The sequence below is a fragment of the Bradyrhizobium murdochi genome (assembly GCF_000472965.1).
Classification (GTDB): domain Bacteria; phylum Pseudomonadota; class Alphaproteobacteria; order Rhizobiales; family Xanthobacteraceae; genus Bradyrhizobium; species Bradyrhizobium murdochi.
In genome coordinates this window covers 1-25,985 of record NZ_AXAU01000011.1, presented here as the reverse complement: position 1 = coordinate 25,985, position 25,985 = coordinate 1, and the positions used below count along the sequence as shown (strand labels likewise).

Annotated in this window: 23 protein-coding genes and 1 pseudogene; 18 read left to right on the top strand and 6 right to left on the bottom strand. The window is 62.0% G+C overall.

Annotation, left to right across the window (positions count from 1 at the left end; all coding sequences use genetic code 11):
* The first annotated feature begins 1,080 nt into the window (after positions 1 to 1,080).
* The 5 genes from YUO_RS0120720 (at position 1,081) to YUO_RS0120700 (ending at position 5,988) form a co-directional block, all read left to right on the top strand.
* The gene (locus YUO_RS0120720; protein ID WP_028349001.1) at positions 1,081 to 1,800 is read left to right on the top strand and encodes a response regulator; all 720 of its coding nucleotides are present in this window, start codon (positions 1,081 to 1,083) and stop codon (positions 1,798 to 1,800) included.
* Positions 1,797 to 3,323, top strand: a complete 1,527-nt coding sequence (locus tag YUO_RS41265) for a sensor histidine kinase (protein WP_051379545.1) — start codon at positions 1,797 to 1,799, stop codon at positions 3,321 to 3,323. The genes YUO_RS0120720 and YUO_RS41265 overlap by 4 nt, the downstream gene beginning before the upstream one ends.
* Positions 3,324 to 3,465: 142 nt before the next feature.
* Positions 3,466 to 4,185 (top strand): DUF899 family protein, encoded by a 720-nt coding sequence (locus YUO_RS0120710; RefSeq protein WP_028349000.1) that lies wholly within the window; start codon positions 3,466 to 3,468, stop codon positions 4,183 to 4,185.
* Positions 4,186 to 4,223: 38 nt separating this feature from the next.
* Positions 4,224 to 4,811: a GNAT family N-acetyltransferase gene (locus tag YUO_RS0120705; protein WP_028348999.1), complete on the top strand. Its 588-nt coding sequence runs from the start codon at positions 4,224 to 4,226 to the stop codon at positions 4,809 to 4,811.
* A 205-nt stretch (positions 4,812 to 5,016) separates the two neighbouring features.
* Positions 5,017 to 5,988: a Bug family tripartite tricarboxylate transporter substrate binding protein gene (locus YUO_RS0120700; RefSeq protein ID WP_028348998.1), complete on the top strand. Its 972-nt coding sequence runs from the start codon at positions 5,017 to 5,019 to the stop codon at positions 5,986 to 5,988.
* 224 nt (positions 5,989 to 6,212) lie between these two features.
* On the opposite strand, the gene YUO_RS0120695 is transcribed toward YUO_RS0120700, so the two are convergent.
* Entirely contained in the window at positions 6,213 to 7,460 is a 1,248-nt protein-coding gene (locus tag YUO_RS0120695; RefSeq protein ID WP_028348997.1) for a glycerophosphodiester phosphodiesterase family protein, read from the bottom strand.
* A gap of 189 nt (positions 7,461 to 7,649) precedes the next feature.
* Between YUO_RS0120695 and YUO_RS0120690 the strand changes: the two genes are divergently transcribed.
* Both YUO_RS0120690 and YUO_RS0120685 read left to right on the top strand, forming a co-directional pair.
* A complete protein-coding gene (locus YUO_RS0120690; protein ID WP_028348996.1) occupies positions 7,650 to 7,964 on the top strand; it encodes a hypothetical protein in 315 nt (104 codons plus the stop codon).
* Between the two features lie 224 nt (positions 7,965 to 8,188).
* On the top strand, positions 8,189 to 8,518 hold the full coding sequence (locus YUO_RS0120685; protein WP_035727196.1) for a twin-arginine translocation signal domain-containing protein: 330 nt from the start codon (positions 8,189 to 8,191) through the stop codon (positions 8,516 to 8,518).
* A 74-nt stretch (positions 8,519 to 8,592) separates the two neighbouring features.
* Here the strand turns inward: YUO_RS0120685 and YUO_RS47825 are convergent, their stop codons facing one another.
* The 3 genes from YUO_RS47825 to YUO_RS0120675 form a co-directional block, all read right to left on the bottom strand.
* On the bottom strand, positions 8,593 to 8,847 hold the full coding sequence (locus YUO_RS47825; protein ID WP_083754652.1) for a GCG_CRPN prefix-to-repeats domain-containing protein: 255 nt from the start codon (positions 8,845 to 8,847) through the stop codon (positions 8,593 to 8,595).
* 98 nt (positions 8,848 to 8,945) lie between these two features.
* Entirely contained in the window at positions 8,946 to 9,962 is a 1,017-nt protein-coding gene (locus YUO_RS0120680) for an alpha/beta fold hydrolase (RefSeq protein ID WP_028348994.1), read from the bottom strand.
* Positions 9,963 to 10,213: 251 nt separating this feature from the next.
* A complete protein-coding gene (locus YUO_RS0120675; RefSeq protein ID WP_028348993.1) occupies positions 10,214 to 10,918 on the bottom strand; it encodes an ArsR/SmtB family transcription factor in 705 nt (234 codons plus the stop codon).
* A 195-nt stretch (positions 10,919 to 11,113) separates the two neighbouring features.
* Between YUO_RS0120675 and YUO_RS0120670 the strand changes: the two genes are divergently transcribed.
* Together YUO_RS0120670 and YUO_RS0120665 are read left to right on the top strand one after the other, a co-directional pair.
* Positions 11,114 to 11,422 (top strand): NIPSNAP family protein, encoded by a 309-nt coding sequence (locus YUO_RS0120670; RefSeq protein ID WP_028348992.1) that lies wholly within the window; start codon positions 11,114 to 11,116, stop codon positions 11,420 to 11,422.
* Positions 11,423 to 11,489: 67 nt separating this feature from the next.
* On the top strand, positions 11,490 to 12,302 hold the full coding sequence (locus YUO_RS0120665) for an isocitrate lyase/PEP mutase family protein (protein WP_028348991.1): 813 nt from the start codon (positions 11,490 to 11,492) through the stop codon (positions 12,300 to 12,302).
* Positions 12,303 to 12,422: 120 nt separating this feature from the next.
* Here the strand turns inward: YUO_RS0120665 and YUO_RS0120660 are convergent, their stop codons facing one another.
* Positions 12,423 to 13,163, bottom strand: a complete 741-nt coding sequence (locus tag YUO_RS0120660) for a class I SAM-dependent methyltransferase (RefSeq protein ID WP_028348990.1) — start codon at positions 13,161 to 13,163, stop codon at positions 12,423 to 12,425.
* Positions 13,164 to 13,360: 197 nt separating this feature from the next.
* Positions 13,361 to 13,771 carry a superantigen-like protein SSL4 gene (locus YUO_RS0120655; RefSeq protein WP_028348989.1) on the bottom strand — a complete coding sequence of 137 codons (411 nt, stop codon included), beginning with the start codon at positions 13,769 to 13,771 and terminating at the stop codon, positions 13,361 to 13,363.
* Positions 13,772 to 14,640: 869 nt separating this feature from the next.
* Between YUO_RS0120655 and YUO_RS0120645 the strand changes: the two genes are divergently transcribed.
* From YUO_RS0120645 to YUO_RS41255, 9 genes and pseudogenes are all read left to right on the top strand, one after another.
* Complete coding sequence (locus YUO_RS0120645; RefSeq protein WP_028348988.1) at positions 14,641 to 18,147, top strand: indolepyruvate ferredoxin oxidoreductase family protein; 3,507 nt, start codon at positions 14,641 to 14,643, stop codon at positions 18,145 to 18,147.
* Between the two features lie 461 nt (positions 18,148 to 18,608).
* Positions 18,609 to 19,466: pseudogene (locus YUO_RS0120635) on the top strand (CorA family divalent cation transporter).
* A gap of 294 nt (positions 19,467 to 19,760) precedes the next feature.
* Complete coding sequence (locus YUO_RS0120625) at positions 19,761 to 21,569, top strand: hypothetical protein (RefSeq protein ID WP_235782776.1); 1,809 nt, start codon at positions 19,761 to 19,763, stop codon at positions 21,567 to 21,569.
* Between the two features lie 76 nt (positions 21,570 to 21,645).
* Entirely contained in the window at positions 21,646 to 22,197 is a 552-nt protein-coding gene (locus tag YUO_RS41260; protein ID WP_051379544.1) for a tetratricopeptide repeat protein, read from the top strand.
* Positions 22,198 to 22,372: 175 nt separating this feature from the next.
* A complete protein-coding gene (locus YUO_RS0120615) occupies positions 22,373 to 22,708 on the top strand; it encodes a GcrA family cell cycle regulator (protein ID WP_235782775.1) in 336 nt (111 codons plus the stop codon).
* A 348-nt stretch (positions 22,709 to 23,056) separates the two neighbouring features.
* Positions 23,057 to 24,205, top strand: a complete 1,149-nt coding sequence (locus YUO_RS0120610; protein ID WP_028348982.1) for a thiolase domain-containing protein — start codon at positions 23,057 to 23,059, stop codon at positions 24,203 to 24,205.
* Entirely contained in the window at positions 24,205 to 24,594 is a 390-nt protein-coding gene (locus tag YUO_RS0120605; RefSeq protein ID WP_028348981.1) for a Zn-ribbon domain-containing OB-fold protein, read from the top strand. The genes YUO_RS0120610 and YUO_RS0120605 overlap by 1 nt, the downstream gene beginning before the upstream one ends.
* 195 nt (positions 24,595 to 24,789) lie before the next feature.
* Positions 24,790 to 25,650: a MaoC/PaaZ C-terminal domain-containing protein gene (locus YUO_RS0120600; protein WP_028348980.1), complete on the top strand. Its 861-nt coding sequence runs from the start codon at positions 24,790 to 24,792 to the stop codon at positions 25,648 to 25,650.
* 136 nt (positions 25,651 to 25,786) lie between these two features.
* Positions 25,787 to 25,985 (top strand): DUF4372 domain-containing protein (locus tag YUO_RS41255; protein WP_028351528.1); only part of this gene is annotated, 199 nt, incomplete at its 3' end.

Here is a 25,985-nt window from a genome sequence, read left to right as displayed (position 1 = left end):
ATCATTGCTCCGAGCGTCCGCTTTGCGCCAACAGCGGACCTCCTTCCGTTCACGAGCAACGATCGCGGTCTGCCGTCCATTGTTTGAGGCGCTTGCAACCTTGCATCGGCTGGGTCGACGCATTCAGGGATCTGGCCAGCAGCGGCGCCGTACCGGCGAAGCGACGCGTCGCGACTTCAAGCGCGCTCGGGCAAGACGTCATCTTGTTTGCGTGCGACGGCAGTCAGGCTGATCGGACCAGAGGATGAGCTTTCGTGACTGATACGAGGATATGGCCCGCAAGAAGTAAAGTCGGGCACTCTGCACACGAACTTAGGATTCTGCTCGGACGTCAAACAATCGTCCTCCGTCACGAGGCGCGAAACAGCCATACGATCTCCACAGTACATCAAATCAGGTGGGGTGGTGGAGGCCGAGGTATTCCGCAACACGAAAACGAGCAGCCAACCTATCCGCACTGCGGCTCTACGAAGAAGCAGTCCCGTCGGTGTAGTGTGGTCTTCATCGCCCTCGGCCGATGAGCCTTTCGAGATTTCCGGAACGGCCCGGCGGGAAACGGCGTGCATCGCATCGTACATGTAACGCTCCTGCTTCGTTGAGCGTGCGCACGATGGGGTCCGGATGTCGCAGAACTTTGCCGACCGCTGCCGGAAATTGTCGCGATCTGTCTCAGGAATACTGCATTGCATAGTTCGCGACAGTTGCGGCCAAGGTGATGGCCGCTCCTGTCATCCGCTCCTGAATGACCTTGCTCTCAATGCGGCTTCTTAAGTTGCATCAAGGCTGAACAGGCATACCGGTTTGCGACAAATTGCGACAAAGTTGGCTCACCGGGACAACGTTCTGCGACAGCTTGCGCCTAGATTGTTTCAGCCAGATCGGGGAATCATGCACCTGAGGCCGGTTCCCGCTCGGATCGGCCGGCATCGGGATCCTGCGATCCCGATGCCGCGACGCTGTCAGTGAAGCCAGCCACAAGCATTTGATTTCGCTCGATCATACGCGGCCGATACATTCTGTTACACTTTTTCGATGGGGTGGGTGCAGGACTTCAGTATGATCCGGGACGGAGCAAACTAGATGGACTCGGCACCTCACATCGCCGTAGTGGATGATCATCGCGATATTCGCGATCTGGTCGGCAAATACTTGATGCAGCATGGCTACCGCATCAGTCTTGCGGAGAGCGCTGTTGCACTCCGCCGCTTGCTCGAACGAAGTGCTCCGGACCTGGTGGTTCTTGACGTCATGATGCCGGGTGAGGACGGACTGTCCCTCTGCCGCCATCTGCGCAGCACCACGGACCTTCCCGTTATCCTGTTGACTGCGATGGCTGAAGAGACCGATCGAATCGTCGGCCTGGAAGTCGGTGCCGATGACTATGTGAGCAAGCCATTCAATCCACGCGAACTCCTCGCCCGCATCAAAGCAGTGCTTCGACGAGTCCAAAGCCTGCCGCCGCAAAAGGGCCGGCTTGCGACCAAGGTTGTACGTTTTGATCGATGGACCTTTGACGTCAACAGGCGCGAGTTGACGGGAGATGACGGCGTTGCTGTGCCGCTCAGCACGGCGGAGTTCCGCCTGTTGTGTGCATTTCTCGACCATCCCGGCCTGGTGCTCAGCCGCAATCAGCTCCTCGACCTGACGGTCGGCCGGGATGCCGATCCGTTCGACCGGAGCATCGACAATCAGGTCAGCCGCTTACGGAAGAAAATTGAGGCCGACCCGAAAGTACCAGCCTTGATCAAGACTCACTGGGGCGGAGGATACAGCCTCGCCGCGCAGGTCGAGCAGCCATGATGGGCTTGTGGAAGCGTAGTCTTGCGGCCCGTTTCATCTGTTTCACGCTGCTGTCTTTAGTGCTGTCGCAAGCCATCGTGTTCTTCATTTCCTGGGATGAGCACGGGCAGGCGATTCGGAAGGCCGCGAAAGGCGAGATATTGAGCCGGTGCGCCTCGCTCGCCCGGGTCCTGGAGGCGATGCCTCCGGCGCTGCAGAGCGATATCCTTAATGCCAGCAACACCAGTTCAGCGAGATATTGGATATCGACCAACGGTCTGAAGGATGCCTCCGCGTGGCGAGAGGAAGCATGGGAGCGTTTGGCGCAGCCATTGCCGCGCGTGACCTTTGCCGGCCACAGCGTGCCCGCCGAGGTGCGACCGGATTTCGCCCGAAACTCCGCCAGCAGTAGCAGCGCCACCTCCTCACATTGGATCGACCTGAGGCCGGAAGCCTGGCCGCTGTCCCGACCAGCGAAGTTTCTCTATCTCGATGATGCCACCGGCATGGGCTTGGCCGTTCAGTTGGCAAACGGCGCATGGCTGAACACAGCGTTTGCCAAACCCGCGCAAGACGGCTTCTGGACCTCCAAATCCACCTTGGCACTCGGCCTTTCCGCGTTGTCGTTGTCGATCATTGCCGTATTCGCCGCTCGAGGCATCGCGCAACCATTGCGCCGCCTGGCGGTAGCGGCCGAAGCCTTCGGCCGTGGTCAGGAGATCGTACCGCTGCCGGAAACCGGCCCCGACGATATCCGGCGTACTGCAGAGGCATTCAATCGCATGCAAGAGCGCCTGCACCGTTTCGTCGACGACCGCACCAAAATGCTGGCCGCCATCGGCCATGATTTGCGCACACCTCTGACCTCGCTCCGTTTGCGTGCGGAATTCGTGCCCGACGAGGACATTCGCGCGAAAATGCTCTCCACAATTGCCGAGATCCAGACGATGACGGAGGCGACTCTCGCATTTGCTCGCGAGGATGCAACCGCAGAAAGCACGCGGACTGTGGACCTCTCGGCCCTCGTGGAAAGTCTCTGCGATGATCTCGCCGAACTCGGTTATGACATCTCCTTTTCTGAAGGGCAGAAGATCAGCTATAGCTGCCGGCCAGACGCACTGCGCCGCGCGTGCCGCAACCTCGTCGAAAATGCCATCCGGTATGGCGAACGAGCGCGCGTCAGCGTGGAAAGGCAAGCCGATAGTGTCGAAATCACCGTCTCGGACGACGGCCCAGGTATTCCAGACGGTGCCAAAGAGCAGGTCTTTACGCCGTTTTTCCGGATGGAGAATTCGCGGAACCGCGAAACAGGGGGCGTAGGTCTCGGCCTTTCCATTGCCCGGACCATTGTCCGCCACCACGGCGGCGATATCGTCTTGACCAACAAGCAGAAGGGGCTGCAGGCGACCATTAGCCTGCCAGCCCTGGACGGCGGGCCGCCGCCTCCCATCAGCCGCCCGGTCGCAGGAGCGAAGGACGTTACCAGCGCGCTCGAAAAGGCGGAGCCTTCGCCGGTGGCCACGCCAACGGCGGCCATTCATTGATCAGAGGTTACGCAAAGATAACTGACTTGGAAGGTCACATTTGTGCAGCGCGTCGGGTGTGTTGCGGCAAGCGGGTGCAATAGGAACTCGCTACTCACGGATGAGTTTATGGGTTCACAGATCTTCAATCCGGAGGGAAGCCATGGAGCATCTCCGCTACCCGAACGAAACCGCCGAGTATCGTGCTGCCAGAAACGCGCTTCTAGACGAAGAGATCGCGCTGCGTGCCCACATTGAAGCTGTCGCAGCCAAGCGCCGCGCCTTGCCGCTCGGCGGCGAAGTACCGGAAGACTATGTATTCGAGCGGATCGGCAAGAATGCAGCGCCTGAGAAGGTCAAGATGTCCGAGCTGTTCGGTCCGCATGACACGCTCATTCTGTACAGCTTCATGTATGGACCCGAGCGGGAGCTGCCATGTCCCGGCTGCACGCACCTGCTCGATGGGATCGACGGCGCGGCAAGGCACATCGGCCAGCGAGCTGCACTTTACATCGTCGCGAAATCCCCAATCGCACGTCTTGCCGCGTGGGCTCACGAGCGCGGCTGGGACCATCTGCCGCTGGTGTCTACGGCGGGCAATAGCTACGACGCGGATTATTTTGGTGACACGTCGAAGTTTCCCAAGGGCTTGCGTGCACAGCATCGCGTTCCGGACGGCGAGAACTGGGACGAAACGATCTTCAACGTGTTCAAGAAAAGCGGCGAAGCAATCCGTCACTTCTGGGGTTCGGAGATGAGCTTCGCACCAACCGAACCCAATCAACATCATCGCGCCGGGGATCTGGTCGACCCCTTGTGGGGTCTGCTCGACATGACCCCCGAGGGGCGTGGAGACTTTTTCCCCAAGGTAAAGTACGATTGACCCTTGGATCGACGGTGAGTGACCGAGGGAGCGACACGATGTCGGCGGTGCCGGAAGTCATATCCGCAGACGCGAACAACCGGGCAAGCGCGATCAGCACCATTGTGCTCGGCTTTGCGGCCGACCCGATGGCGCGTTTTGCTTGGCCCGATCCGTCCGTATACCTCAGAATAATGCCGCGGATGGTCAATGCTTTCGGCGGCGGTGCTTTCGAGCACGGCACAGCCTACATCACCGAAGGGGCTCGCGCTGCCGCCCTATGGCTGCCACCAGGCGTCGAGCCGGACGAAGCGGAAATGAACGCAATCATGGAGGAGTCCCTGCGCCCGGAGATATCAGGGGATATCGGGGCCATCATGAAAGGAATGGCCGAACATCATCCGCATGAGCCGCACTGGTATCTGCCCCTTATCGCCGCTGATCCGAAATGGATCGGGCAGGGACTTGGCTCGTTGCTGATGAAACATGCGCTCCGACGATGCGACGAGGAGGGGATCGCGGCCTACCTCGAAAGCTCGAACCCGCGTAACATTTCGCTCTATGAACGCCACGGCTTCAAGATTGTTGGCAGAATCCAAAGCGGCTCTTCGCCAGTTGTGACGCCGATGCTGCGTCCGGCATCCTGAACTCGAGTTCACTCAACCGAGCATCACCGCACCACATTTTCCAGCTCTCGGAAAATTGCAGTTCCAGATGCTATCATCGAGCTGACACGCCCGCGAGTTGTGGCGAAAGATCCGGATTTTGTTAACTGCGCTAATCTGTCCCGGCTTTCTGTTATGGCAGAAGCCGGGTGATGGGATACCCTCTTTGAAAAACCAAGGAGGAAAGATGCCCTTAAAATTCAACCGCCGTCATTTCATCGCGGCTGGTACCGCCGCTGCCGCGATGCCTTTGCTGTCGCGTGGCGCCTCCGCGCAAGCAGCGTGGCCGTCGCGGAATATCCGTATGGTCTGCAGCTACCCGGCAGGCGGGCAGACGGATCTGCTCGCGCGCGCCTTCGGCGATTTCATCTCCAGGCAGGTGGGGCAGAACGTCGTCATCGAAAACAAGGCGGGCGCTTCCGGCTCGATCGGCGCGGCGGAAGTGGCGCGCGCGGCGCCGGATGGCCACACCATCCTGTGCTCGATTTCGACCACCTATGTGATGAACCGGGTGATGATGAAGAACCCCGGCTACGACATGGACAGAGACCTGACGCTCGTCAGCATCATTCCGGGCGCCGGGCTGCTGCTGGTCGCGAGCCTGGCGTCCGGCGTCAAGACGCTGGACGATTTCGTCGCGTTCGCGCGCAAGAAGGGCCAGGTGAATTTCGGCACCTATAGCGCGGGCTCGGCCCCGCATATGACGATCAACGAACTCAACAAGCAGTATGGCCTCAAGATAGAACCGATCCACTACCGCGGCGAAGCGCCGATGTGGACGGGCCTGATGGACGGCACGCTTGACGTCGCGATGGGCAGCTACACGGCCGCTCAACCCGTCCTGCAAGGCAACCACGGTGTGGTGTTTGCGGTGCATTCGAAGAAGGTCGCCGCGATCCCGAACGTCAAGACCCTTCCCGAGCAAGGCGCGACATCGAAATTCACGGGCTGGGCGGTACCGAAGGCGACGCCGCAACCGATCGTCGATCGGCTTTCGGAACTCTGCGTGGCCGCCAACAACGATCCGAAAGTGAAGGAAGTTCTCGCGACGTTCGTGCTGGAGCCGGCGCTTGGTTTCAAGGAAAGCAATGCTCTGTATCAGCGCGAATTGCCAACCTGGATCGAGACCGCGCAGGCCCTCGGCTTGGAGCCGGCGTAGGTGTTGGACCCTCATGGTGAGGAGGCGCTTTAGCGCCGTCTCGAACCATGGGGCCCCGCTGGTGCCATTCATCCTTCGAGACGCCGCTGTCGCGGCTCCTCAGGATGAGGTCTGGCAGTAGATGTAGGGGTGGGCAAAGCGCAAGCGTGCCCACCATCATCCAAATGAGATTGTGGATGAATGGTGGGCACGGCGCAAACGCGCCTTTGCCCACCCTACAAGCCTCACTTCATCCCCGTACAACTCGCGTAAAACGTTGTCGTCGCCGGCCAATCCGAGAACATGCCGCGGATGCCGACCTGTTTGGCGAGCACGTCCAGCACCGTCAGCGTATCGCCGTCACGGTCAACCGCCGATTTGATCGACTTGTGATAGAAGCCGCCGCCCTTGTTGAGCGGGCCGTCGCGTTCCAGCGACCAGCCGATCAGGTCGAGGCCGGCGGCCTTGGCGGCCTTGGCGTATTTGGACGGGACGATTTCTTGTCTGTCGTTCAGCGTCAGCATTGTCCAGATCGGCGGGCCGAGGATCGCGACGCCTTGCGCCTTTAAATCCGCCATCGACGGTTTCCACGTCTCCGGCTTGTTGGGATCGAGACCCTGCTTTTCGTAGCGGTCTTCGAGATAGACCGCCTGTTTCGCGAATTCCGGTTCGGTCTTCACCCAATAGAGCACGTCGGCGAGATTAAAGCTTTGCGCAAAGACATCGCTCGGCGGAATGCCGGCCTTCTTGTAGGCGTCCAGCATCTGCGATGCGTATTTCTCCTGGGTGTAATCGCCGTCGAACGGCATGGGCACCTCGGGCGCCTTGAGCTCAGGCGTGAACTTGGCGCCGAGACTTTTGATCAGCGCGATGCTCTCATCGTGCGTCATCAGCGTGCCGGAGTTCGCATAGAGGTCGGTGCGCCAGCGCGGCGTGCCGTTCTGATATTCCTCAGGCGTCTTCGCGTCGGGATTGAAGCCGTCCATCTTCGCGCGCAGCCGCCGGAATTCGGCGAGCGTGATATCTGACGTGCAGCACTTTGCGGAGGCTTTCTTACCGGCCGCGGAATCAGCCGGGCTGAAGGCTTGCGTGCATTTTGCGGCAAGCTCGGGCACGGTCAGAATGTTGGTGGTGGTGTGCAGGTCGCATTGCGAATGGCGGCAGACGAGCTGGCGGTCTTTTGTAAACGTCACGTCGCATTCGATGATGCCGGCGCCCATCTGGGCGGCGGCGATATAGGACTCCCTGGTATGCTCAGGAAATTCCAGCGCGGCGCCGCGGTGGCCGATGGAAAAATCGGTCTTGCGAAACGGTCCGGTGCACTGGCTGAGTTGTTGCTTCAGCGGGCCGTCTTTCATCTTGTCGACGAGATAGAACGGCCGCGGCCCGATCTGCGGCTCGCGGGGCAGCAGGATGTCCTCAGCCGCGGCAGGAAGGATCGCGGTCAGGCACAGGAGCGCGGATAACAGGGCGGAGCGATGGCGGACGGACATGGAAGACACCTCGGATAACGCATTGCGCGCGGCCTTGATATCACGGAGCATGTGACAGTTGCGTGTTGAAGGGATGTAGGGTGGGCAAAGCGCAGCGTGCCCACCATTCCCTCCAACAACGCTGAATGAAATGGTGGGCACGGCGCTGCGCGCCTTTGCCCACCCTACAAGAACTGAGGGAGAAGAAACATGCCCGCAGCCCTTTTCGTCGTCCGCGCCACTGTGACCGATCCGGCCAAGCGAGCGGCCTTCGACACCTGGTACTCGCGAGAGCATCTGCCGGACGCGATGAAATCGTTCGGCGCGTCGAAGGCATGGCGTTATTGGAGCGCGACCGATCCGTCGCTGCATGAGGCGATGTACCAATTCACCGATAAAGCTGCGCTCGATCGCGCGATCGAGGGACCGGAGATGAAACGCCTGGTCGCAGACTTCAACCGCGACTGGCCGGACGTGACGCGGACGCGCGAGGTGCTGGTGCTTGCCGAGGAGCGCGTGGCGTAAGACGCGAGACGACGTGTCCGCCGTAGAGAAGACGCGTGGTCACACATGCGCGCGACGCAGAAATACCGCAAAGACGACAAAAGTTCCGCTGCAAACAACAGCGCGCGAAAATAATTCTCGATCGACTCCGTTCGGAGCAAAGCTGAACACGCAGTTCACTGCGCGTTCATCTCAGCACATCGAAACTCTCTTTCTTGCACACAGCAAACGGAGGAAGGGATGTGATGGAACGCCGCCACTTTCTGAAGCTCGCCTTTGGATTTGCCGCGGGCGGTGTCGCGCTCGCAGCGAGCGCGGAGGCCGCGCCGCTGATGCCGGCACCGCTCGCCGATGACGCGAAGCTGCCCGCCAACAAGGATGCTCAACCTGCTGTCACGTCAGACAAAGAGGTCGATCGTCTCACGCCCGAAGAAGTGGGCTGGGGCCGCGGCCGACGTCGCGGTTGGGGCCGAAGGTACTGGGGCTGGCGCCGCCGCCGTTGGCGCCGCAGGCACTGGGGCTGGTATCGCCGCCGTCGTTGGCGCCGCCGCTACTGGCGCCGTCGCTACTGGTAAGACTTCGCCGCGGATTATTTAGAAGCAATAAAAAAAGCCCCGCGCGAGCGGGGCTTTGTCATGCTTGCGAATTCTCAGTAAGCACGGCAGCGTCCGTAGCGCCAAACGGTGCCGTAGGGGCACACGCGGCCGGGCCGCACCACGACGGTCCGAGCTGGAGGCCGCACCACGACGACCGGGGCTGGACGAACCACAACGGCCCGGCGTACGGGCTGGCAGCGGCCATAGGGGCCGCGAGCCCAGCCGGGGCCGCATCCTTGCGCGGCTTCCGCCGCGCTGAAGCTGGCAACGGTACCCAGGGCCAAAACTGCTGCGAAAAGGTACTTCATATTTTCTCCCGTTCTTGGCCGCAAGGCGGCACGTTCGCAACCTAGTAGCGAACACCTGAATGGAACATGAATGTCGTGATTTGTCATGTGGTGATTTGTCATGGGGCGACAGCGAGAAATCCGAGCAACAGTTCGTCGTATTTCGCCGGCGCTTCCAAAAAGACCAGATGTCCCGTGTTCGGAATCACCTCGGCCCGGCCGCGTGCCATCTTGGCGGCGAGCCCCTTGGCCAGCTCGGCGTTCTGCCCCATCTTCGGGCGCAGCGCGTCCGGCGCATTGGCTTTTCCCGGCGCGTTATGATCGTCGGCGCCCATCACGAACAGCGTCGGCTGCGTGATCAGCGGAATCTCGTGCGCGACAGGCTCGCGATAGATCATCTGTGCCGAGCTGACGAACGCGCGCAGCCAGCGGGGATACTCGGCGCTGCCCTTGATGTTGAAGCGCGCGTCGATGAAGGGCGTGATCTGTTCGGGCGGCAGTTTGAGGGCGTAGTTGGTTTCGAGCTGTTTACGATAGGCGTCCGCGGTGAGTTTATCTTCGTTCTCCAATATCTTCTGGGTCGGCGTCGGCGGCACGTAGAGCCGGTAATCCTCCAGCCCGATCGGAGCGGTCAGCACCAGATGCGCGATCCGGTCAGGGTAGGCGCGTGCGATCCGCACCCCGAGCATGCTGCCGAGCGAATGCGCCACGATGTCGGCCTTGGCGATTTGCAGATGATCGAGCAGCGCGATCGTGTTGCGCGCCAGCGTATCGAAATGCAAATCGCCTTGCGGCTTCGATGATTTTCCAAAGCCGATCTGGTCCGGCACGACCACGCGGTAACCAGCATCGCTCAAGGTCTTGATGACCGGCGCCCAGTAGCTCGATGGAAAATTGCGGCCGTGCAGCAGCACCACGGTGCGTCCATTCGCTTGCGCGGGAGCTATGTCCATATAGGCCATCCGCACCTGCTCGCCATCGTTGACCAGCGGCAGCATATGGACCGGGTAGGGATAGGCAAAACCTTCGAGACCAATGCCGTAGGGTTCGCGTTGCGCGGCTTCCGCGGCTCCGGCCGGCAGCAAGGGCTGAGTGCAAAGGGCGGCAGTGAGCACGCCGGCAAGAATTGGTCGCATCGCAAACTCCATCTCAAGATGAAGCTGAATTGATGCCGTCCTCGCGCGCTGTAAAGACTTTGCATTTCACGTTTTGGCGAGAGCGCGAGTTGATTAATCCTCATGGTGAGGAGGCGCGTAAGCGCCGTCTCGAACCATGAGGCCCGTGGCCCATCCTTCGAGACGCCGCTGGCGCGGCTCCTCAGGATGAGGGCGGAGGGGGGCAGCACAGCATCGCTTGGTTTGTGCGTACGTCCAAGAAGTTCAAGCCATCACGAATGAGCTTCGCTGCCGCCAAACAGCGCAGCGAACCGCTTTTCGCCGGTGCGCGTGAAGTTCACGACGCGGCTGCCGGGCGCGGGATCGCGCGCCGCCCAGTTCAATTCGGTGAAGCGGTTCATTACCGCTGCGCCCAGCGTGCCGGCGAGATGGTGCCGCCGTTCGCTCCAGTCGAGACAGGCCTTGCACACGGGCCGGCGCGGATGGGCGAGCATGTCTGCGTCGATCTGCAGCGCCTCGGCGATGAAGCGCTTGCCCTCGCCGGTGAGTTCGATCGCCTGTTTGGTTTGTCGGACCAGCTTTTGCTTTCGCATGCTGTCGAGCATCTGCACGCCGAGATCGCCGGCCAGATGATCGTAGCAGATCCGGGCGCGGCGCAGCGCCGGCTCCTTCGGCCCAGTGCGCACGCGCGTGTGCCCGGCGCGCTCGGCAAGGCCCGCCAGCCCTTCGAGCACGCCCGCAACATCGGGGCCGGTGAGACGGTAATAGCGATGGCGGCCCTGCTTCTCCGGCTCGATCAGGCCGCCGGTCTCAAGCTTGGAAAGATGCGAACTCGCGGTCTGCGGCGTGATGCCGGCCTGGTGCGCCAGCTCGCTCGCGGTCAGCGCGCGGCCGTCCATCAGCGCGGTCAGCATGTTGGCGCGGGCGGGATCGCCGACCAGGGAGGCGACCATAGCGATATCAGGACCTGCTTTCATAGTTCGATGATAGCCGAAGCATCGCGGTAGGGCAAGCGGGTAGTCTCGCCTCGAACGTCATTGCGAGGAGCGCAGCGACGAAGCAATCCATTCCTCCGCTTGTGGAGCGATGGATTGCTTCGCGGAGCCTGTCATCCGGCGGCGCTTTGCGCCGAACGGGTGGCTCGCAATGACGGGGAAACATTGGAGAGCATCATGACCGTCACCGTCTTCATCCGCTATCAACTCGACCCGTTCAAGCGCGCCTTGTTCGAAGAATATTCCAAAAACTGGCTCACCATCATTCCGAAATGCGGCGGCGACCTGATCGGCTACTGGATGCCGCACGAGGGCACCAACAACATCGCATTCGCGCTGATTTCGTTCGACAGCCTTGCATCTTACGAAAGCTACCGAACGCGGCTGCGCGCGGACAGCGAAGGCAAGGCCAATTTTGATTTCGCCGAGGAGAACAAGTTCATCCTCGCGGAGGAGCGGACGTTTCTGCGCAAGGTCGTGGCGTGAGACATCTGGCGGAGCAGACGCAGCGTTACTATGTAGGCGGCGCCAAGCAAACCGAGGGGAGCGACCCATGCTGACATCTGCTGACAAACGCGCCGCATTCAGGAAGTTGCACGAGAGCGGATGCTTCATCATCCCCAATCCGTTTGACGTCGGCAGCGCGAAAGCGTTGCAGCATCTCGGCTTCAAGGCGCTGGCGTCCACCAGCGCCGGCTTCGCCTGGACGCTGGGCAAGGCCGACAACCATGTCACCGTCGACGACGTCTGCGCCCATCTCGCCGCGATCTGCGCGGCGGTCGATATTCCTGTTAATGCCGATTTCGAGGATGGCTTTGCGCACGAGCCGGACAAGGTCGGCGCCAATGTCGCGCGCGCGGTTAAGACCGGCGTGGCCGGCCTGTCGATCGAGGATTTTACCGGCGACAACGCAAAGCCGCTGTTCGATCGCGCGTTGGCGATCGATCGCATCAAGGCAGCGCGCCAGGCAATCGATGCCGACAAGAGCGGGGTGCTGCTCACCGGCCGCTGCGAGGCGTTCCTGCGCGGGCAGAAGGATTTGAAGCTCGTGATCGACCGGCTCACCGCCTATGCCGACGCCGGCGCCGATTGCCTCTATGCGCCCGGCATCGCGACGCCGGAAGAGATTTCGGCGGTCGTGAAAGCGGTGCATCCAAAGCCGGTCAATCTCCTGGTCGGCGCGGCCGGCCCGTCGCTGCAGGCGGCGTCCGATCTCGGCGTGCGTCGCGTCAGCGTCGGCGCTTCGCTGGCGCGGATGGCATGGGCCGGCTTCATGAAGGCGTCAAAGGAGATGGCGGAGAAGGGCACCTTCGGCGAATTCGCCAACGGCTATCCCGGCGGCGACATCAACAAGATGTTCAGCTAGGTCCCAAAATGGCCGAAGGCGTCAGATGACTGCTGCTTCTCCCGCATAGCGGCCATCGATCTTTAAAGGTGGTAGTCAATCGCGAGCCGCCCGTGTCATGCGAGGCGGGCGGCTCGACTCTCAACGCGGTTCTGTCTTTCGCGCTGAGACCAGGAGCATCATCGGCCGCTCCAGCTCTTCGGCCAGTTCGGGCAAGCGCTCGATCTGTTCGCGCGTCGGGGCGAATTCCTCGACCCGGCGCAACTCGAAGCCCGCATCAATCAGCGTGTTGAGCGTCGTTCCGAGGGTCCGGTGATACTTAAGCACATCCTTGGCGAACCAGTCCGCGCGGCGCTCGCCCTCGACCGAGTAGCCGTTGACCGGCCAGGTCTTGCGGCCATCTTCATCGGCGATCCAATGCGGATGCGCCGCAGCCATGAAGATCGGATGCTCGATCGTGAAGACCAGATCTCCGCCGCCGGCCAGCGCCTTGTGGATCATGCGCGCGAGGCGCCGGAAATCCTCGACATAGTGGAAGGTCAGGGCGCTGTGGATGAGGTCGAAAGCCGCTTCGGGCAGCTCCAATGTCTCGAGATCGGCGAGCAGATATTCAATGGCCGGGTCCGAGGTATCGACCTTGGCGCGTGCGATCATGTTCTGCGACAGATCGAGGCCAAGCACCGAGACCGCGCCCTGCGCGCGCATCCAGCGCGAGGCCCAGCCGAAGCCGCAGCCCAGATCGGCCACGCGCTTGCCGGTTAGCGCGGGCAGCATAGCCCGGACAGCCGGCCATTCGGGCGCGCCGTCCAGCCCCTGCACCTGGCGAGGTAATCGGCTGTAGCCGGCGAAGAAATCGGGATTGTCGTATATATTCTGCGCCACGTTTATCTCCATAAGGAGGGCGAGGCACGTTTCGAGGGCCGAAAGACCTCGTCCGCGAGGAGCGAGGCCAGGGTTGGCCAGTGTGCATCGCGCAACCGTTATCCTCTGGCTTTGATCAATCGGTCCTGAGCCTGGACAACGCAAAAAAAACAGCGGGCCATTTTGCCCGCTGTACGTCATTTGGGATTGATCAACCGCTACTGCTTGGAGCGATCGACCTCGGTGCCGGTCGGTTCCTGCGATGGCGGCGTCGGGCGATTGGTCGCGGCACCGGTGGTCGTGCCGGGGTCAGTGTTGCTGCGCGGCGTTACGTCACGCATGCCCGGAGGCGCCGACGGGTTGGCCGGTTGCTGCTGCGCGGCCTGGTTGGTCGACGAGGTACCGGCCTGCTGCACGGTGGTGTTGTTCAGGCCATAGAACAGCGCGCCGAGTACGAGCGCGATGGCAACGGCGAACATCGCAACCTTGCCGCCACTCGGCGGACCCTCGGACAGCGCGGGATCGGGTTGCAGCTCATTGTCGAGACTGTTGAAGCGGGCCTGACGGCGGACTTCTTCATCGCTCAGGCCGGCGCGGTAAGGATCGTTCGGATCGGGTTGGTGTGCCATGAATGGGTTCCTCCGTTAGCATCCCGAAGTGAAGCGTGAGGACAATGGCTGGCGTGCGCGGATGTTCCGCGCCAATGTTGCAACCCCGTAATGTTGGAACCCGTGATTTCCCAGGAGTTCCTGAATGAGATTGCCTTGCGCTGGCCGACGTTCCCCGGAGCAGCGTTTCCGGACGATGCTTTGCATCGCCGTCACCAGTGGCGCGGCATTGCCCAGGCATTGCGGAAATAGTTCGTCACGTCGGCGATCGCTGAAGCGATAGTTGAACGGGCCAGCGCAGCTCTAGCGCACGCGGTGCGTTCGTGACCGGTGTCAGTGTCGCCAAATAGGCGTCGATTGCCAAAATGTCCTGCCGCGTCAGTTAAAATTCGGATAGGGGAAGGCGGGGCAGTAGCGCGATCCGTCGCGCGCCACGCCGAAGCGGAGCGCGCGGTAGAAATCGTCATCGCTCCATGCGCAGAGCGCCGGCGTCCGTCAGCGCCTTGCCGCGCGCGATGTCCTGGGCCATCGCCGGTTCGCCTTGGGCTGGGCATGACCTTCGCCGGCTGTGAACGCAGTGCACAAAAGCAGTGCCGGGAGAATCGCCCGCATGGTCGTCCCTGCACCGATTGACCTTCCGGAGCGTTATAGCGCGAAAGCGCACACAGCGGGGGCTCATGCCATTTCGCGCCGCGGCTTCCGGACGACACAAACCGAAATGCCGCGCCGATTTTCCCGGCACGAAATTGCGAAGTTTGAGAGCGCGGCCTTCTTGCCGAGATTTGTGGTGCGCGGCCCGGAAAATCCGACATAGACTGGTTCTAACGAGTTCAGATGCTTAGCTAAACGAGCGTCGTCACGATCAAGGCTTACCGCCAAAGAGGGCTGCAATGGGAATTAACCAGGGTCCGATCAGTCTCGATCAGAAGTACACGCAAGGCTCCGGCCACATCTTCCTGACCGGGATCCAGGCGCTGGTCCGCCTGCCGATGGCGCAAATTCGCCGCGACCGTGCCGCAGGGCTCAACACCGCGGGCTTCATCTCCGGTTACCGCGGCTCCCCCTTGGGTGGTTATGACCAGCAGCTCTTCGCAGCCCGAAAACATCTCGAACAGTACAACATCAAGTTCCAGCCCGGCGTGAACGAGGATCTCGCGGCCACCGCGATCTGGGGTTCGCAGCAACTCAATCTCTCGCCCGGCGCCAAGTACGACGGCGTGGTCGGCATCTGGTACGGCAAAGGCCCTGGCGTCGACCGCTGCGGCGACGTCTTCCGCCACGGCAATACGGCCGGCTCGGCTAAACATGGCGGCGTGCTGTGTCTCGCCGGCGACGATCACGGTGCGAAATCCTCCACCGTCCCGCATCAGTCGGACCACGCCTTCATCTCCGCGCTGATGCCGTATCTCTATCCCTCCAGCATCCATGAAATGATCGAGATGGGCCTGTTGGGTATCGCGATGTCGCGCTACTCCGGCTGCTGGGTCGGCATGAAGGTGATCACCGAGACGGTGGAAACCACCGCCGAGATCGACCTCACCGACGAGATGACGCCGTTCGCGATCCCGACCGATTTCGAGATGCCGCCGGGCGGTCTCAACCTGCGCTGGCCCGACGATCGCTATGCGCAGGACCTGCGCCTGCAGGACTACAAGGGCTATGCCGCGATCGCGTTTGCGCGCGCCAACAAGATCAACCGCATCACGATGGATTCGCCGAATGCCCGCTACGGCATCATGGCATCCGGCAAGAGCTACGAGGACATCCGACAGGCGCTGCGCGAACTCGGGATCACCGAGGAGGTCGCCGCCAAGATCGGCTTGCGGCTTTACAAGATCGGCATGCCCTGGCCGCTCGAGCCGGAAGGCGTGCGCAATTTCGCCATCGGCCTCGAGGAAATCTTCATCGTCGAGGAGCGCCGCGAGATCGTCGAGAACCAGGTCAAGCAGGAGCTGTTCAACTGGCGCGACGACGTCCGTCCTCGCATCGTCGGCAAGATGGACGATCACGACAAACGGTTTCTCACCTTCGCCGCGGAGCTTTCCGTTGCTTCGCTAGCGAGCTCGCTGACCGAACGCCTGCTTCGACTTAATCTCAACCCCGAAATCGCCGCGATGCTGCGCGCCAAGGCCGACTGGTTCAATGGCCGACAGGCCACCCAGATGCAGGCGGTGGCACCCGTCACCCGCACGCCGTATTTCTGCTCGGGCTGCCCGCACAACACCTCGACCAAGGTGCCGGAAGGCAGCCGCGCCTTTGCCGGCATCGGATGCCACTTCATGGCGCTGTGGATGGACCGCAACACCGAGACCTACACCCATATGGGAGGCGAGGGCGTGCCGTGGGTCGGCGTCGCACCCTTCACCAAGGAAGAGCACGTGTTCGCCAATCTCGGCGACGGCACCTACTTCCACTCCGGCAGCCTCGCGATCCGCCAGGCGATCGCCTCGGGCGCCAACATCACCTACAAGATCCTCTATAACGACGCGACCGCGATGACCGGCGGCCAGCATGTCGACGGCGAATTGTCGCCGCAGCAGATCACCTTCCAGCTTCATTCGGAAGGCATCCGCAACATCTACCTCGTCTCGGAAAGTCCCGACGCCTATCCAGCCTCCGAGATCGCGCCCGGCGTCAAGACCGCGCATCGCGACGAGCTTCAGGACGTCATGAAGATCTGTCGGGCGCTGAAGGGAACTTCGGCGATCGTGTTCGTGCAGACCTGCGCCGCCGAAAAGCGCCGCCGCCGCAAGCGCGGCCTGATGGAAGACCCGGCGCGCCGCGTCATGATCAATCCGGCCGTGTGCGAAGGCTGCGGCGATTGCTCGGTGCAGTCGAACTGCATCTCGGTCGAGCCGCTGGAAACCGAGATGGGCCGCAAGCGCACCATCAACCAGTCGACCTGCAACAAGGATTATTCCTGCCTCAAGGGCTTTTGCCCATCCTTCGTCACCATCGACGGCGGCAAGCCGCGCCGTCGCGCGCCGGCCAGCCTTGATGGTACAGGTCTTGGCGACATCGGCGATCTGCCGGAGCCGGCCTCGTTCCCGTCGTTGGAACGGCCCTACAACATTGCGGTCGGCGGCGTCGGCGGCACCGGCGTCTTGACGATCGGTGCGCTGCTCGGCATGGCTGCGCATATCGAGGGCAAGGCCAGCATGATCCTCGACATGTCGGGCCTGGCACAGAAGGGCGGGGCGGTGCTCAGCCACGTCCGTCTTTCCGAACACACCGCCGACGTCACCTGTTCGCGCATCGTCACCGGCACCGCCGATCTCGTGATGGCCGCCGACGAGGTGGTGGCCGCTGCCAAGGACACCATCACGCTTTGTGAAGCCAGCCGCACCGTTGGCGTCATCAATACCCACGTGATCCCGACTGCCGACTTCATCCTCAACCGCGATTTCAACTTCCAGAGCCGCAAGGTCAACCACGTGCTGGAGACCGAGCTGCGCAAGGATTCCTGGTTCTACGATTTCACCAAGCCGGCCGAAGCGCTGCTTGGAGACTCCATCGCCACCAACATCATGATGCTGGGCTATGCCTATCAGAAGGGTCTGCTGCCGCTGTCGGCAAAGGCGATTCTGCAGGCGATCGAGGTCAACGGCGTCGCGATCAAGATGAACACGCAGGCCTTCCAGCTCGGCCGTCTCGCCGCGGCCGATCCGGCGCGGCTCGAGGCCATGATGAAGGGCCAGGACGAGCCGGTGGTGGCGAAGACGCTGGAGACGATGACGCTGGACGAGATCATCGTCCATCGCAGCGCGCACCTCGCCGACTACCAAAATACCGCGCTCGCCGAGCGCTATCGGGCTCTCGTGAAGCGCGTGCGCGATGCGGCGATCGACGGCGGCTATGGCGAGGCGCTGCCGCGCGCGGTTGCGGTCAACTACGCCAAACTGCTCGCTTACAAGGATGAGTACGAAGTCGCGCGGCTGTTCACCGATGGCCGCTTCGAAAAGCAGCTCCGCGACCAGTTCGAAGGTGAGTTCAAGTTCAATTTCAATCTGGCGCCGCCGATCCTCGGCGGCGGCCTCGACGCGCTCGGTCGCCCGAAGAAGCGCGCCTTCGGCGCGTGGATGATGCCGGTGTTCCGAACGCTCGCAAAGCTGCGCTTCCTGCGCGGCACGCCGCTCGACATCTTCGGCTACAGCGCCGACCGCAAGCTCGAGCGCGACCTGATCGTTGCCTACGAGAAGGATGTCGAAACCGTGCTCGGCTTGCTGTCGCCGGTGACACACGACACCGCTGTCGAGTTGTTGTCCTTGCCCGACCGCATCCGCGGTTATGGCCCGGTCAAGGAGAAGGCGGTAGCGGACGCCAAAGCCCGCCACGCCCAACTCACCGCCGACCTCGCCAGCCCACCCCCCGCGCCAAGGCAGTTGGCGGCGGAGTAAGCCCCGTGTCCCGGACGCGGCGCAACGCATAGCGTTGCGCCGCAGAGCCGGGACCCATCTCACCGCATAGGCCCCGGCTCAGCAGCGCAGCACTGTCGCGCCGCGCTGCGTCCGGGGCACGAGAGCCGCGTAGGGCGGACAAAGGCGCTCTTCGCGCCGTGCCCACCATCCAACACTCCGCTCGTGAATGGTGGGCACGCTTCGCTCTGCCCACCCTACGATTCACTGCTCAGTTGAATCAGACCTTGTCTCTAGAGCTTTGATGGGGTGTAGTCGCCATCAGCTTGCCATTGCGTTGACGCATTGCCTGCTTCACACCAGCAACGGGTTAGCGGATGGATTAGGCCCTCGCCGACATCGGCATCATTTCTGCCTATCGCTTCGCGGGCGACGGCTCCGCGACGAAGCTCGATGTCGCCAACCTCGATGCGGAACTCGCTGATCCGCACGGCTGGCTGTGGTTGCATTTCAATCTGTCCAACCGTCGCTGCCACGACTGGCTCGCCGGGAGTGCTGCACTGTCCGATGTCGCGCGCGAGACCCTGCTCGATGCCGACGAGCACATTCGCCTCGATATTTTCGACGAGGAGATCGCCGGCGTTTTGCCTGACCTGCGCCAGGAGTTCATACAGGAGGGCGACGATCTCGTGCGGGTGCACTTTGCGATATCGTCAAAGCTGATGATCACGGCTCGGCGCAAGCCGCTGCGCGCGATCGAGCTGACGCGGCGTGCGCTCGATAGCGGCCGCAAGTTTCCAACCCCGGTGTCGCTGTTCGATGCGATCGTCGACCAGTTCGCCGATGTGATCGGACGCTATTCGGCCAGCCTCGGGGACGAGCTCGACATCGTTGAGAATCATGTCCTGCACGATGAGATCGACGATGAGCGGTTGCGGCTCGGCCGCGTGCGCTTGCGGGCGATCCGCACGCGGCGGCAGTTGTCGCAGATCCGTGCGCTGTTTCATCGCATGGAGACGCGCGAGGACGTCGAATCCGAAATCCTGCTGTCGGCGATGCGCTAGCTTGCGCAGAAGTTCGACGCGCTCGACTACGAGTTCAGCGCGATCTATGAGCGCGCCCGGCTGCTGCAGGACGAGATCGCCGGCCGCATGACGGCGATCACCAACCGCCGCCTGTTCACGCTGTCGGTCCTGACCGCGTGCATGCTGCCTTCGACGCTGGTCACCGGCTTCTTCGGCATGAACACCAAGGATATGCCGTTCCAGACCGGCGACGGCGGCACCTGGTACGCGCTTCTGCTGGTGATCGCCGCGGGAGCACTGACCTGGTGGCTGCTTAGGCGGACCAAGGCCCTGTAGGCCGATCATGGTGTGACAGGAGCTTCCGCCGGCATCCCCGCGAAGCAGGCATCGCCCAGCTATGGCGAACGTGGCCGCCTCCGCTCGTTATGGTGGGCACGCGGAGCCTGTCATCGGGCGCGCGTTCGCGCGACCCGTTGGCTTTGCCACTCCATGCGGAATTTCATGAATCCGAAGAGGCGGTCAAATGCCCGCTTTTGTGCACATTCCGGACCTTACTCTCCGCTCTTCCGGGGGCGTGGAAAGAGAGTTAGAGTTCAGTCGATCAGCGCCAGACAGACGTGCCGAAATCCTGTGATTGAGGGCAACGTCGGTGCCTTCAACGGCAAGCATTGCACATTCATTCAAAACGGTTGCAGGCGCAGTTTGCCGCGCAGTGGACCGGTGCGCGCAATGTCCGGGCACAGAGCAACAAACCGAGATTGGAGAATAAGGAGGGACAGAGAGAGGTATCTGATCACTGAACTTACGGACGATTACAAGGCTCAAAGGAGACTCACGATGAACGCGAAATCGGGACGAACCTTATTTGCCGCCGGCGTGATCACTGCGGCGCTCGCAAGCGGCGCAATCGGCCAGCAAGACGAAAAGCTCGGTAAGGTGAGCTTTCCTATCTCCTGCGACCCCAAAGTCCAGGTCGAGTTTGACCGCGGCGTCGCCATGCTTCATTCGTACTGGTTCTTGATTGCCCGCCGAAAATTCGAAGAGATCCTGCAGCAGGATCCCACTTGCGCCATGGCGTATTGGGGCGTGGCCATGGACTTTCTCGGTAACACCCTTGCAACTACTCCGTCACGAGCGGATGCGCAGGCAGCTTGGGAGGCACTCGAGAAGGCGCGAGCTGCCGGGCCGAAGACCCAGCGCGAGCGCGATTGGATCGAGGCGCTGAGCGCCTACTTCCGCGACCATGACAAGGTCGCCGTAAATGCCCGGCTGGCGGCCTACAATGCCGCGATGGCGCAGATGGCGCAAAACTATCCTGACGACTACGAAGTCCAGGCCTTTTATGCCTTGACGCTTCAAGCCGCGGCACCGAAGAGCGACCTCACATATGCCAATCAGATCAAGTCGGCGGCGCTTCTGGAAAAACTCCACGAGCAGAACCCGCAGCATCCGGGCGTGACGCACTACCTCATTCACGCCTACGATTTCCCGCCACTTGCCGAGAAGGGGATCGCATCGGCGCGGCGCTATGCCGGCATTGCGCCGGCCGTGCCACATGCGCGGCACATGCCGTCGCACATCTACTCAATGGTGGGGCTTTGGGAAGAATCCATCGCCTCCAACGCGTCGGCGCTTGAAATCCAGCCCGACTACTATCACGCGTCGGATTTTACGGTTTACGCACATCTGCAGCTCGCACAGGACGCCAAGGCCGAGGCGATGATCAAGAAGTCGCTTGCCACCGCCGACCGCGGCGATCGTCCGATCAACTTCGTGAATTTCACCGCCAAGGCGGCGATGCCGGCGCGCTACGTCCTGGAAAGAGCGGATTGGGCTGGCGCTGCTGAGCTGCCGATGACTGCCACCCAATATCCGATGGCGGATTCGTTGATCCGCTTCACGCGTGGCCTGGGCATGGCCCGCACGGGTGATCTTGCAGGCGCCAAAGCAGAGATCGAAGCGATGAAGGCGCTACGAACGACACTGCAGCGCGCCGACCAATCCTACTGGGCGGATCGGACCGAGGAGCAGATGCTTGCCATTTCGGCCTGGATCGCACTGAAGGAAGGTGCGACGGATCAGGCGCTGCGGTTCATGCAGGCCGCGGCCGATGGAGAGGACGGTAGCGTCAAGCACGTGGCGATGGAGAATCGTCTGTATCCGTTCCGCGAATTGCTGGCCGAATTACTTCTTGAGACGGGGCAGCCTGTTGCAGCCCTGAACGAGTTCGAGACTGCACTCAAGCAGACGCCCAACCGCTTCCGCGCGTTCTGGGGAGCCGCTCGCGCGGCTGACAGCGCAGGTGATCGCCAGAAGGCCGCCGATTACTTTGGCAAGCTGGTGAACTTGGCCAGCAACGCCGATACGGAGCGGCAGGAAATCCGTGTAGCCCAGGCATACGTGCGCCGGGACGAGACGATAGGTGGTGTACGAAAATAATTCCTGGTTGCCCGGGCCAGTGGCCTGAAGCCATCAGGTCGGGAAGGTGACGATGATCCGGTCGGTCGCATTGGCAATGATGCTCGGCGTGCTGGTGAGCGGCGTGGCCGCCTATTCGTTAAGCTCGCCGGGCTGGCGGACCGCGACGACAGCGCCGTTCGACGGGCTCGAAAGTCGGGCTGATGCGGCCACCACGGCAGAAGCCTGGCCGATCTGCACCACCATGGCAGCCGTTGAGTCAGACACCGACTGGGCGCAGCTCGATCCTGATTTCACGGCCGGCAAGAGGGCACTGCGCGCGGAGAATTGGAGTGGCGCAATCGCAGCGTTCGAACTTGCGGCACTGCGCGATCCGACCAATGCCGATATCCAGAATTATATCGGCTATGCCTATCGGCGGCTGCGTCAGATCGGGCCGGCGATTGGCCATTATCAAAAAGCTCTGATGCTGAACTCACGTCACCGCAGCGCCCATGGGCATCTCGGTGAGGCTTATCTGGTGCTGGGGGAGCCGGCCAAGGCACAGCAACTGCTGGCGGCGCTGGAAAATCTCTGCCTGCTTCCCTGTGAGGAGTACGACGACCTCAAGCGCGCCATTACGGCGTACAAGACACTGGCCAGGCACTGAGATCGATTCAGATCGCGTTCGCGGAATGGCGTTGAGTTCAGCTCAGATCGGGGGCGGAGCCGCGGCCCGCCAGCAGACGTCATCCATCCTCAACGACGCGGCATTAACGACGAGACCATCTCCTCGCTCGAGCAACGTGAGCAACGACTAGCCTGTCGCTCGCAGTCGATGTATAATGATCGCCATGGGTTGGGATGCGAAAGACGTAGCACTGCTCAAAAAGCTCTGGGCCGACGGCCACAGCGCCGGTCAGATCGCAAATCGGCTGGGCCTGAGCCGCAATGCCGTGAGCGCCAAGTTGCAGCGCATGGGCCAGAAGCGCGGTCGTAAGCCGCCTACCGCGAACCCCAGGATCGTGTCGGTGCCGAAGCGAAAGACGGCGCTGTCGGCCTGCACCCGCCCGGTGGACAAGGTCATGTCCCCGCGCAAGCCAGCGGCAACGCAGCCCAAGGAATTCACCAAGCGCCAGCTCTACGCGATGCTGGTTGATGCGGTCAGGAATACCGGCTGACGCTTGCTGGTTGGCCCGTCAGCAAATCAGCGGCCGCCGATCGTGCGGCACCCATCCAAAACCGCCCCCAAGCCCGCTGCCGTCACCCGGCATTCCCTGCGCCTCTCATAAAGGAGGGCAGGCGACCATGCAGAACTCGGGCGCGCCGCGCCGCCAGAACGCGGCGTCGTGAAACGTGAAGCCGAACGGCCGACGCACGCTCCGGCCTGATAAGATTTTCGCCGATAATCATCCCGACTTGAGTCTAGTCGCTACGCTCTCGCCCGGCGGAATATTTCCGCGCTTGCCAAGGGGGCGGCGACAGGCCAGAAAAACTTTCGGAAAGAAGAAACGCCAACGGAGAACGATTTGACCATCAAAGGCAAAGCCTACATTGCCGGGATCTACGAGCATCCCACCCGGCACGCACCCGATAAATCAACGGCACAGTTGCACGCCGAGGTCGCCAAGGGCGCGATCGAGGATGCCGGGCTCACCAAAGCCGATATCGATGGCTATTTCTGCGCCGGTGACGCTCCCGGCGGCGCCTGGCCGATGGTCGATTACCTCGGATTGAAGGTGCGCCACGTCGATTCTACCGAGACCGGCGGCTGTTCCTATTTGATCCATCTCGGCCACGCGGCCGAAGCGATTGCCGCGGGCAAATGCTCGATCGCGCTGGTCACGCTCGCGGGCAAGCCGCGCACCGGCCCGATGCCGCCGCGCGCAGCGGGCGCAGAGGCCGATTTCGAGGCGGCCTATGGCGCCACCACCCACAATGCTTATGGCATGTGTGCCATGCGCCATATGCACGACTACGGCACCACCAGCGAACAGCTCGCCTGGATCAAAGTCGCGGCCTCGCATCACGCACAGTACAACCCGCACGCCATGCTGAAGGAAGTCGTCACCGTCGAGGACGTCATCAACTCGCCGATGATCTCGGATCCGCTGCACCGCATGGACTGCTGCGTCGTCACCGATGGCGGCGGGGCGATGATCGTGACCACGCCGGAGATCGCCAAGAGCCTGAAGAAGCCGCTGGTGCGGCTGATCGGCCATGGCGAGGCGATGAAGGGTCCGCGCGGCGGCAAGGATCTCGATCTCACGTATTCCGCCGGCGTCTGGTCCGGCCCGCGCGCGTTCGAGGAAGCGGGCGTGACGCCGAAGGACATCAAATACGCCTCGATCTACGACAGCTTCACCATCACGGTGCTGATGCAGCTCGAAGACCTCGGCTTCTGCAAGAAAGGCGAGGGCGGCAAGTTCGTCGCTGACGGCAATCTCATTTCGGGCGTCGGCAAGCTGCCGTTCAACACCGATGGCGGCGGCCTCTGCAGCAATCACCCGGTCAACCGTGGCGGCATGACGAAAATTCTCGAGGCCGTTCGCCAATTGCGCGGCGAAGCGCATCCGAAGGTGCAGGTGCAAAATTGCGACCTCGCGATCGCCCATGGCACCGGCGGTCTTCTCGGCGTGCGTCACGCCGCCTCAACCTGCATTCTGGAGCGCGTGTGATGGCAGATAGCAAGAGATATCCGGCGCCGGCGACCAATCCCGAAACCGCCCCGTTCTGGGAAGCCGCCAAGGCCGGCAAGTTCATGATCAAGCGCTGCACGGCTTGCGGCGAGGCGCACTACTTCCCACGCTCGATCTGCCCGTTCTGTTTTTCGGACAAGACGGTGTGGGAGGAAAGTTCGGGTGAAGCGACGGTCTACACCTACAGCCTGATGCGGAAATCGCCGACCGGTCCATATGCGATCGCTTATGTGACGCTGAAGGAAGGCCCCTCGCTGCAGACCAACATCGTCGATTGCGATCTGGAGAAGATCAAGATCGGCCAGAAGGTGAAGCTGGTGTGGAAGCCAACCGACGGCGCCCCACTGCCGTTCTTCACCGCGGCCTAGTAAGTACCTTCTCCCCTTGTGGGAGAAGGTGGCGCGAAGCGCCGGATGAGGGGTTCTCTCCGCGAGGGACATGTGTCCGCGGAGCCAACCCCTCACCCAAAAGAGTTTGAGGCGCTGCCGGTGTAGCCCTCTCCCGCAAGGGGAGAGGGCGCTGTAACGGGCGCCAGCAAAAGAGGTTCGGGGAGAAGAAACGAAATGCCGATCAACTACGAACAGCTCATGGCCCTGAAAAATCTTGGCCAGAAATACGCCTATACCGATCGCGAGGTGATGCTCTACGCCTATGGCATCGGCATGGGCGCCGATCCGATGGATGAGAACGAACTCGCCTTCGTCAATGAGGGCACGCTGACGCCGCGTCCGCTCAAGGTCGTGCCGACCTTCGCCTCGGTGGCGGCCTGGGGCTCAAGCCCCGGCGAGATGAACCTCAACCGTGTCATGGTGGTCGATGGCGAGCGCGACATCACCTTCCACAAGCCGCTGCCAAGCGCGGCCAAGATCACGGCCGACTCCACCGTGCTCGACGTCTTCGACAAGGGCAAGGATAAGGGCGCGGTCATCCGGCACCAGACCGTGTTGAAGGATGAGAACGGCGACAAGCTGGCCACGCTCGTCGCTTCGCGTTTCGCACGCGGCGACGGCGGCTTTGGCGGCCCTTCCGAAGGCCAGCCCGAGCCGCACAAGGTGCCGAACCGGGCGCCGGACAAGATCGTCGACATCACGACGCGGCCGGACCAGGCGCTGGTCTACCGCCTCTGCGGCGACCGCAATCCGCTGCACTCAGATCCCGAGTTTGCGAAGAAGGCCGGCTTTCCGCGGCCGATCCTGCACGGCATGTGCACCTACGGCATCACTTGCCGCGGCGTGCTGCAGACCTACGCCGATTACGATCCGTCCGCGTTCAAGCAGCACGTCGCGCGCTTTTCCTCGCCGGTCTATCCCGGCGAAACCGTAACGATGGAGATGTGGAAGGACGGCAATATCGTCTCGTTCGAGGCGAAGGTGAAGTCGCGCGGCGTCACGGTGATCAAGAGCGGCAAGACGGTGCTGGGTTAGAGGCGAGGGCGGTGCGCTCCCTCGCCCCGCTCTTGCGCAGGGCTGTCCGGGGAATGATTCACTATGTCGCGGTGCATGCTCGGCGAGACCGAGGCAAATCGGCCTTTTCTGGTTGTCGAGACACAGAAGGCCGAGCATGCGATTTCGCGATAGCATTTTTGGAAGGCTCCTTGAACCGATCAATCGGCGGCAGTTTCAGACAGTTGTGGATCGTCTGGGCGGGGATGCCTACGACAAGTCATTCAAGAGCTGGGATCATCTGGTGGCGCTGATCTACGCGCAGCTGAGCAGGAACGACAGTCTGCGCGGGGTGGTGGCGGGCTTCAATGCCAATC

Coding starts and splice junctions, on each gene's coding strand:
- YUO_RS0120645 (WP_028348988.1), top strand. CDS start 14,641: ATGGGAATTAACCAGGGTCCGATCAGTCTCGATCAGAAGTACACGCAA.
- YUO_RS0120670 (WP_028348992.1), top strand. CDS start 11,114: ATGACCGTCACCGTCTTCATCCGCTATCAACTCGACCCGTTCAAGCGC.
- YUO_RS0120700 (WP_028348998.1), top strand. CDS start 5,017: ATGCCCTTAAAATTCAACCGCCGTCATTTCATCGCGGCTGGTACCGCC.
- YUO_RS0120695 (WP_028348997.1), bottom strand. CDS start 7,460: ATGTCCGTCCGCCATCGCTCCGCCCTGTTATCCGCGCTCCTGTGCCTG.
- YUO_RS0120685 (WP_035727196.1), top strand. CDS start 8,189: ATGGAACGCCGCCACTTTCTGAAGCTCGCCTTTGGATTTGCCGCGGGC.
- YUO_RS0120705 (WP_028348999.1), top strand. CDS start 4,224: ATGTCGGCGGTGCCGGAAGTCATATCCGCAGACGCGAACAACCGGGCA.
- YUO_RS0120655 (WP_028348989.1), bottom strand. CDS start 13,771: ATGGCACACCAACCCGATCCGAACGATCCTTACCGCGCCGGCCTGAGC.
- YUO_RS0120605 (WP_028348981.1), top strand. CDS start 24,205: ATGGCAGATAGCAAGAGATATCCGGCGCCGGCGACCAATCCCGAAACC.
- YUO_RS41265 (WP_051379545.1), top strand. CDS start 1,797: ATGATGGGCTTGTGGAAGCGTAGTCTTGCGGCCCGTTTCATCTGTTTC.
- YUO_RS0120675 (WP_028348993.1), bottom strand. CDS start 10,918: ATGAAAGCAGGTCCTGATATCGCTATGGTCGCCTCCCTGGTCGGCGAT.
- YUO_RS0120665 (WP_028348991.1), top strand. CDS start 11,490: ATGCTGACATCTGCTGACAAACGCGCCGCATTCAGGAAGTTGCACGAG.
- YUO_RS0120615 (WP_235782775.1), top strand. CDS start 22,373: ATGATCGCCATGGGTTGGGATGCGAAAGACGTAGCACTGCTCAAAAAG.
- YUO_RS0120680 (WP_028348994.1), bottom strand. CDS start 9,962: ATGCGACCAATTCTTGCCGGCGTGCTCACTGCCGCCCTTTGCACTCAG.
- YUO_RS0120720 (WP_028349001.1), top strand. CDS start 1,081: ATGGACTCGGCACCTCACATCGCCGTAGTGGATGATCATCGCGATATT.
- YUO_RS41260 (WP_051379544.1), top strand. CDS start 21,646: ATGATGCTCGGCGTGCTGGTGAGCGGCGTGGCCGCCTATTCGTTAAGC.
- YUO_RS47825 (WP_083754652.1), bottom strand. CDS start 8,847: ATGAAGTACCTTTTCGCAGCAGTTTTGGCCCTGGGTACCGTTGCCAGC.
- YUO_RS0120710 (WP_028349000.1), top strand. CDS start 3,466: ATGGAGCATCTCCGCTACCCGAACGAAACCGCCGAGTATCGTGCTGCC.
- YUO_RS0120690 (WP_028348996.1), top strand. CDS start 7,650: ATGCCCGCAGCCCTTTTCGTCGTCCGCGCCACTGTGACCGATCCGGCC.
- YUO_RS0120600 (WP_028348980.1), top strand. CDS start 24,790: ATGCCGATCAACTACGAACAGCTCATGGCCCTGAAAAATCTTGGCCAG.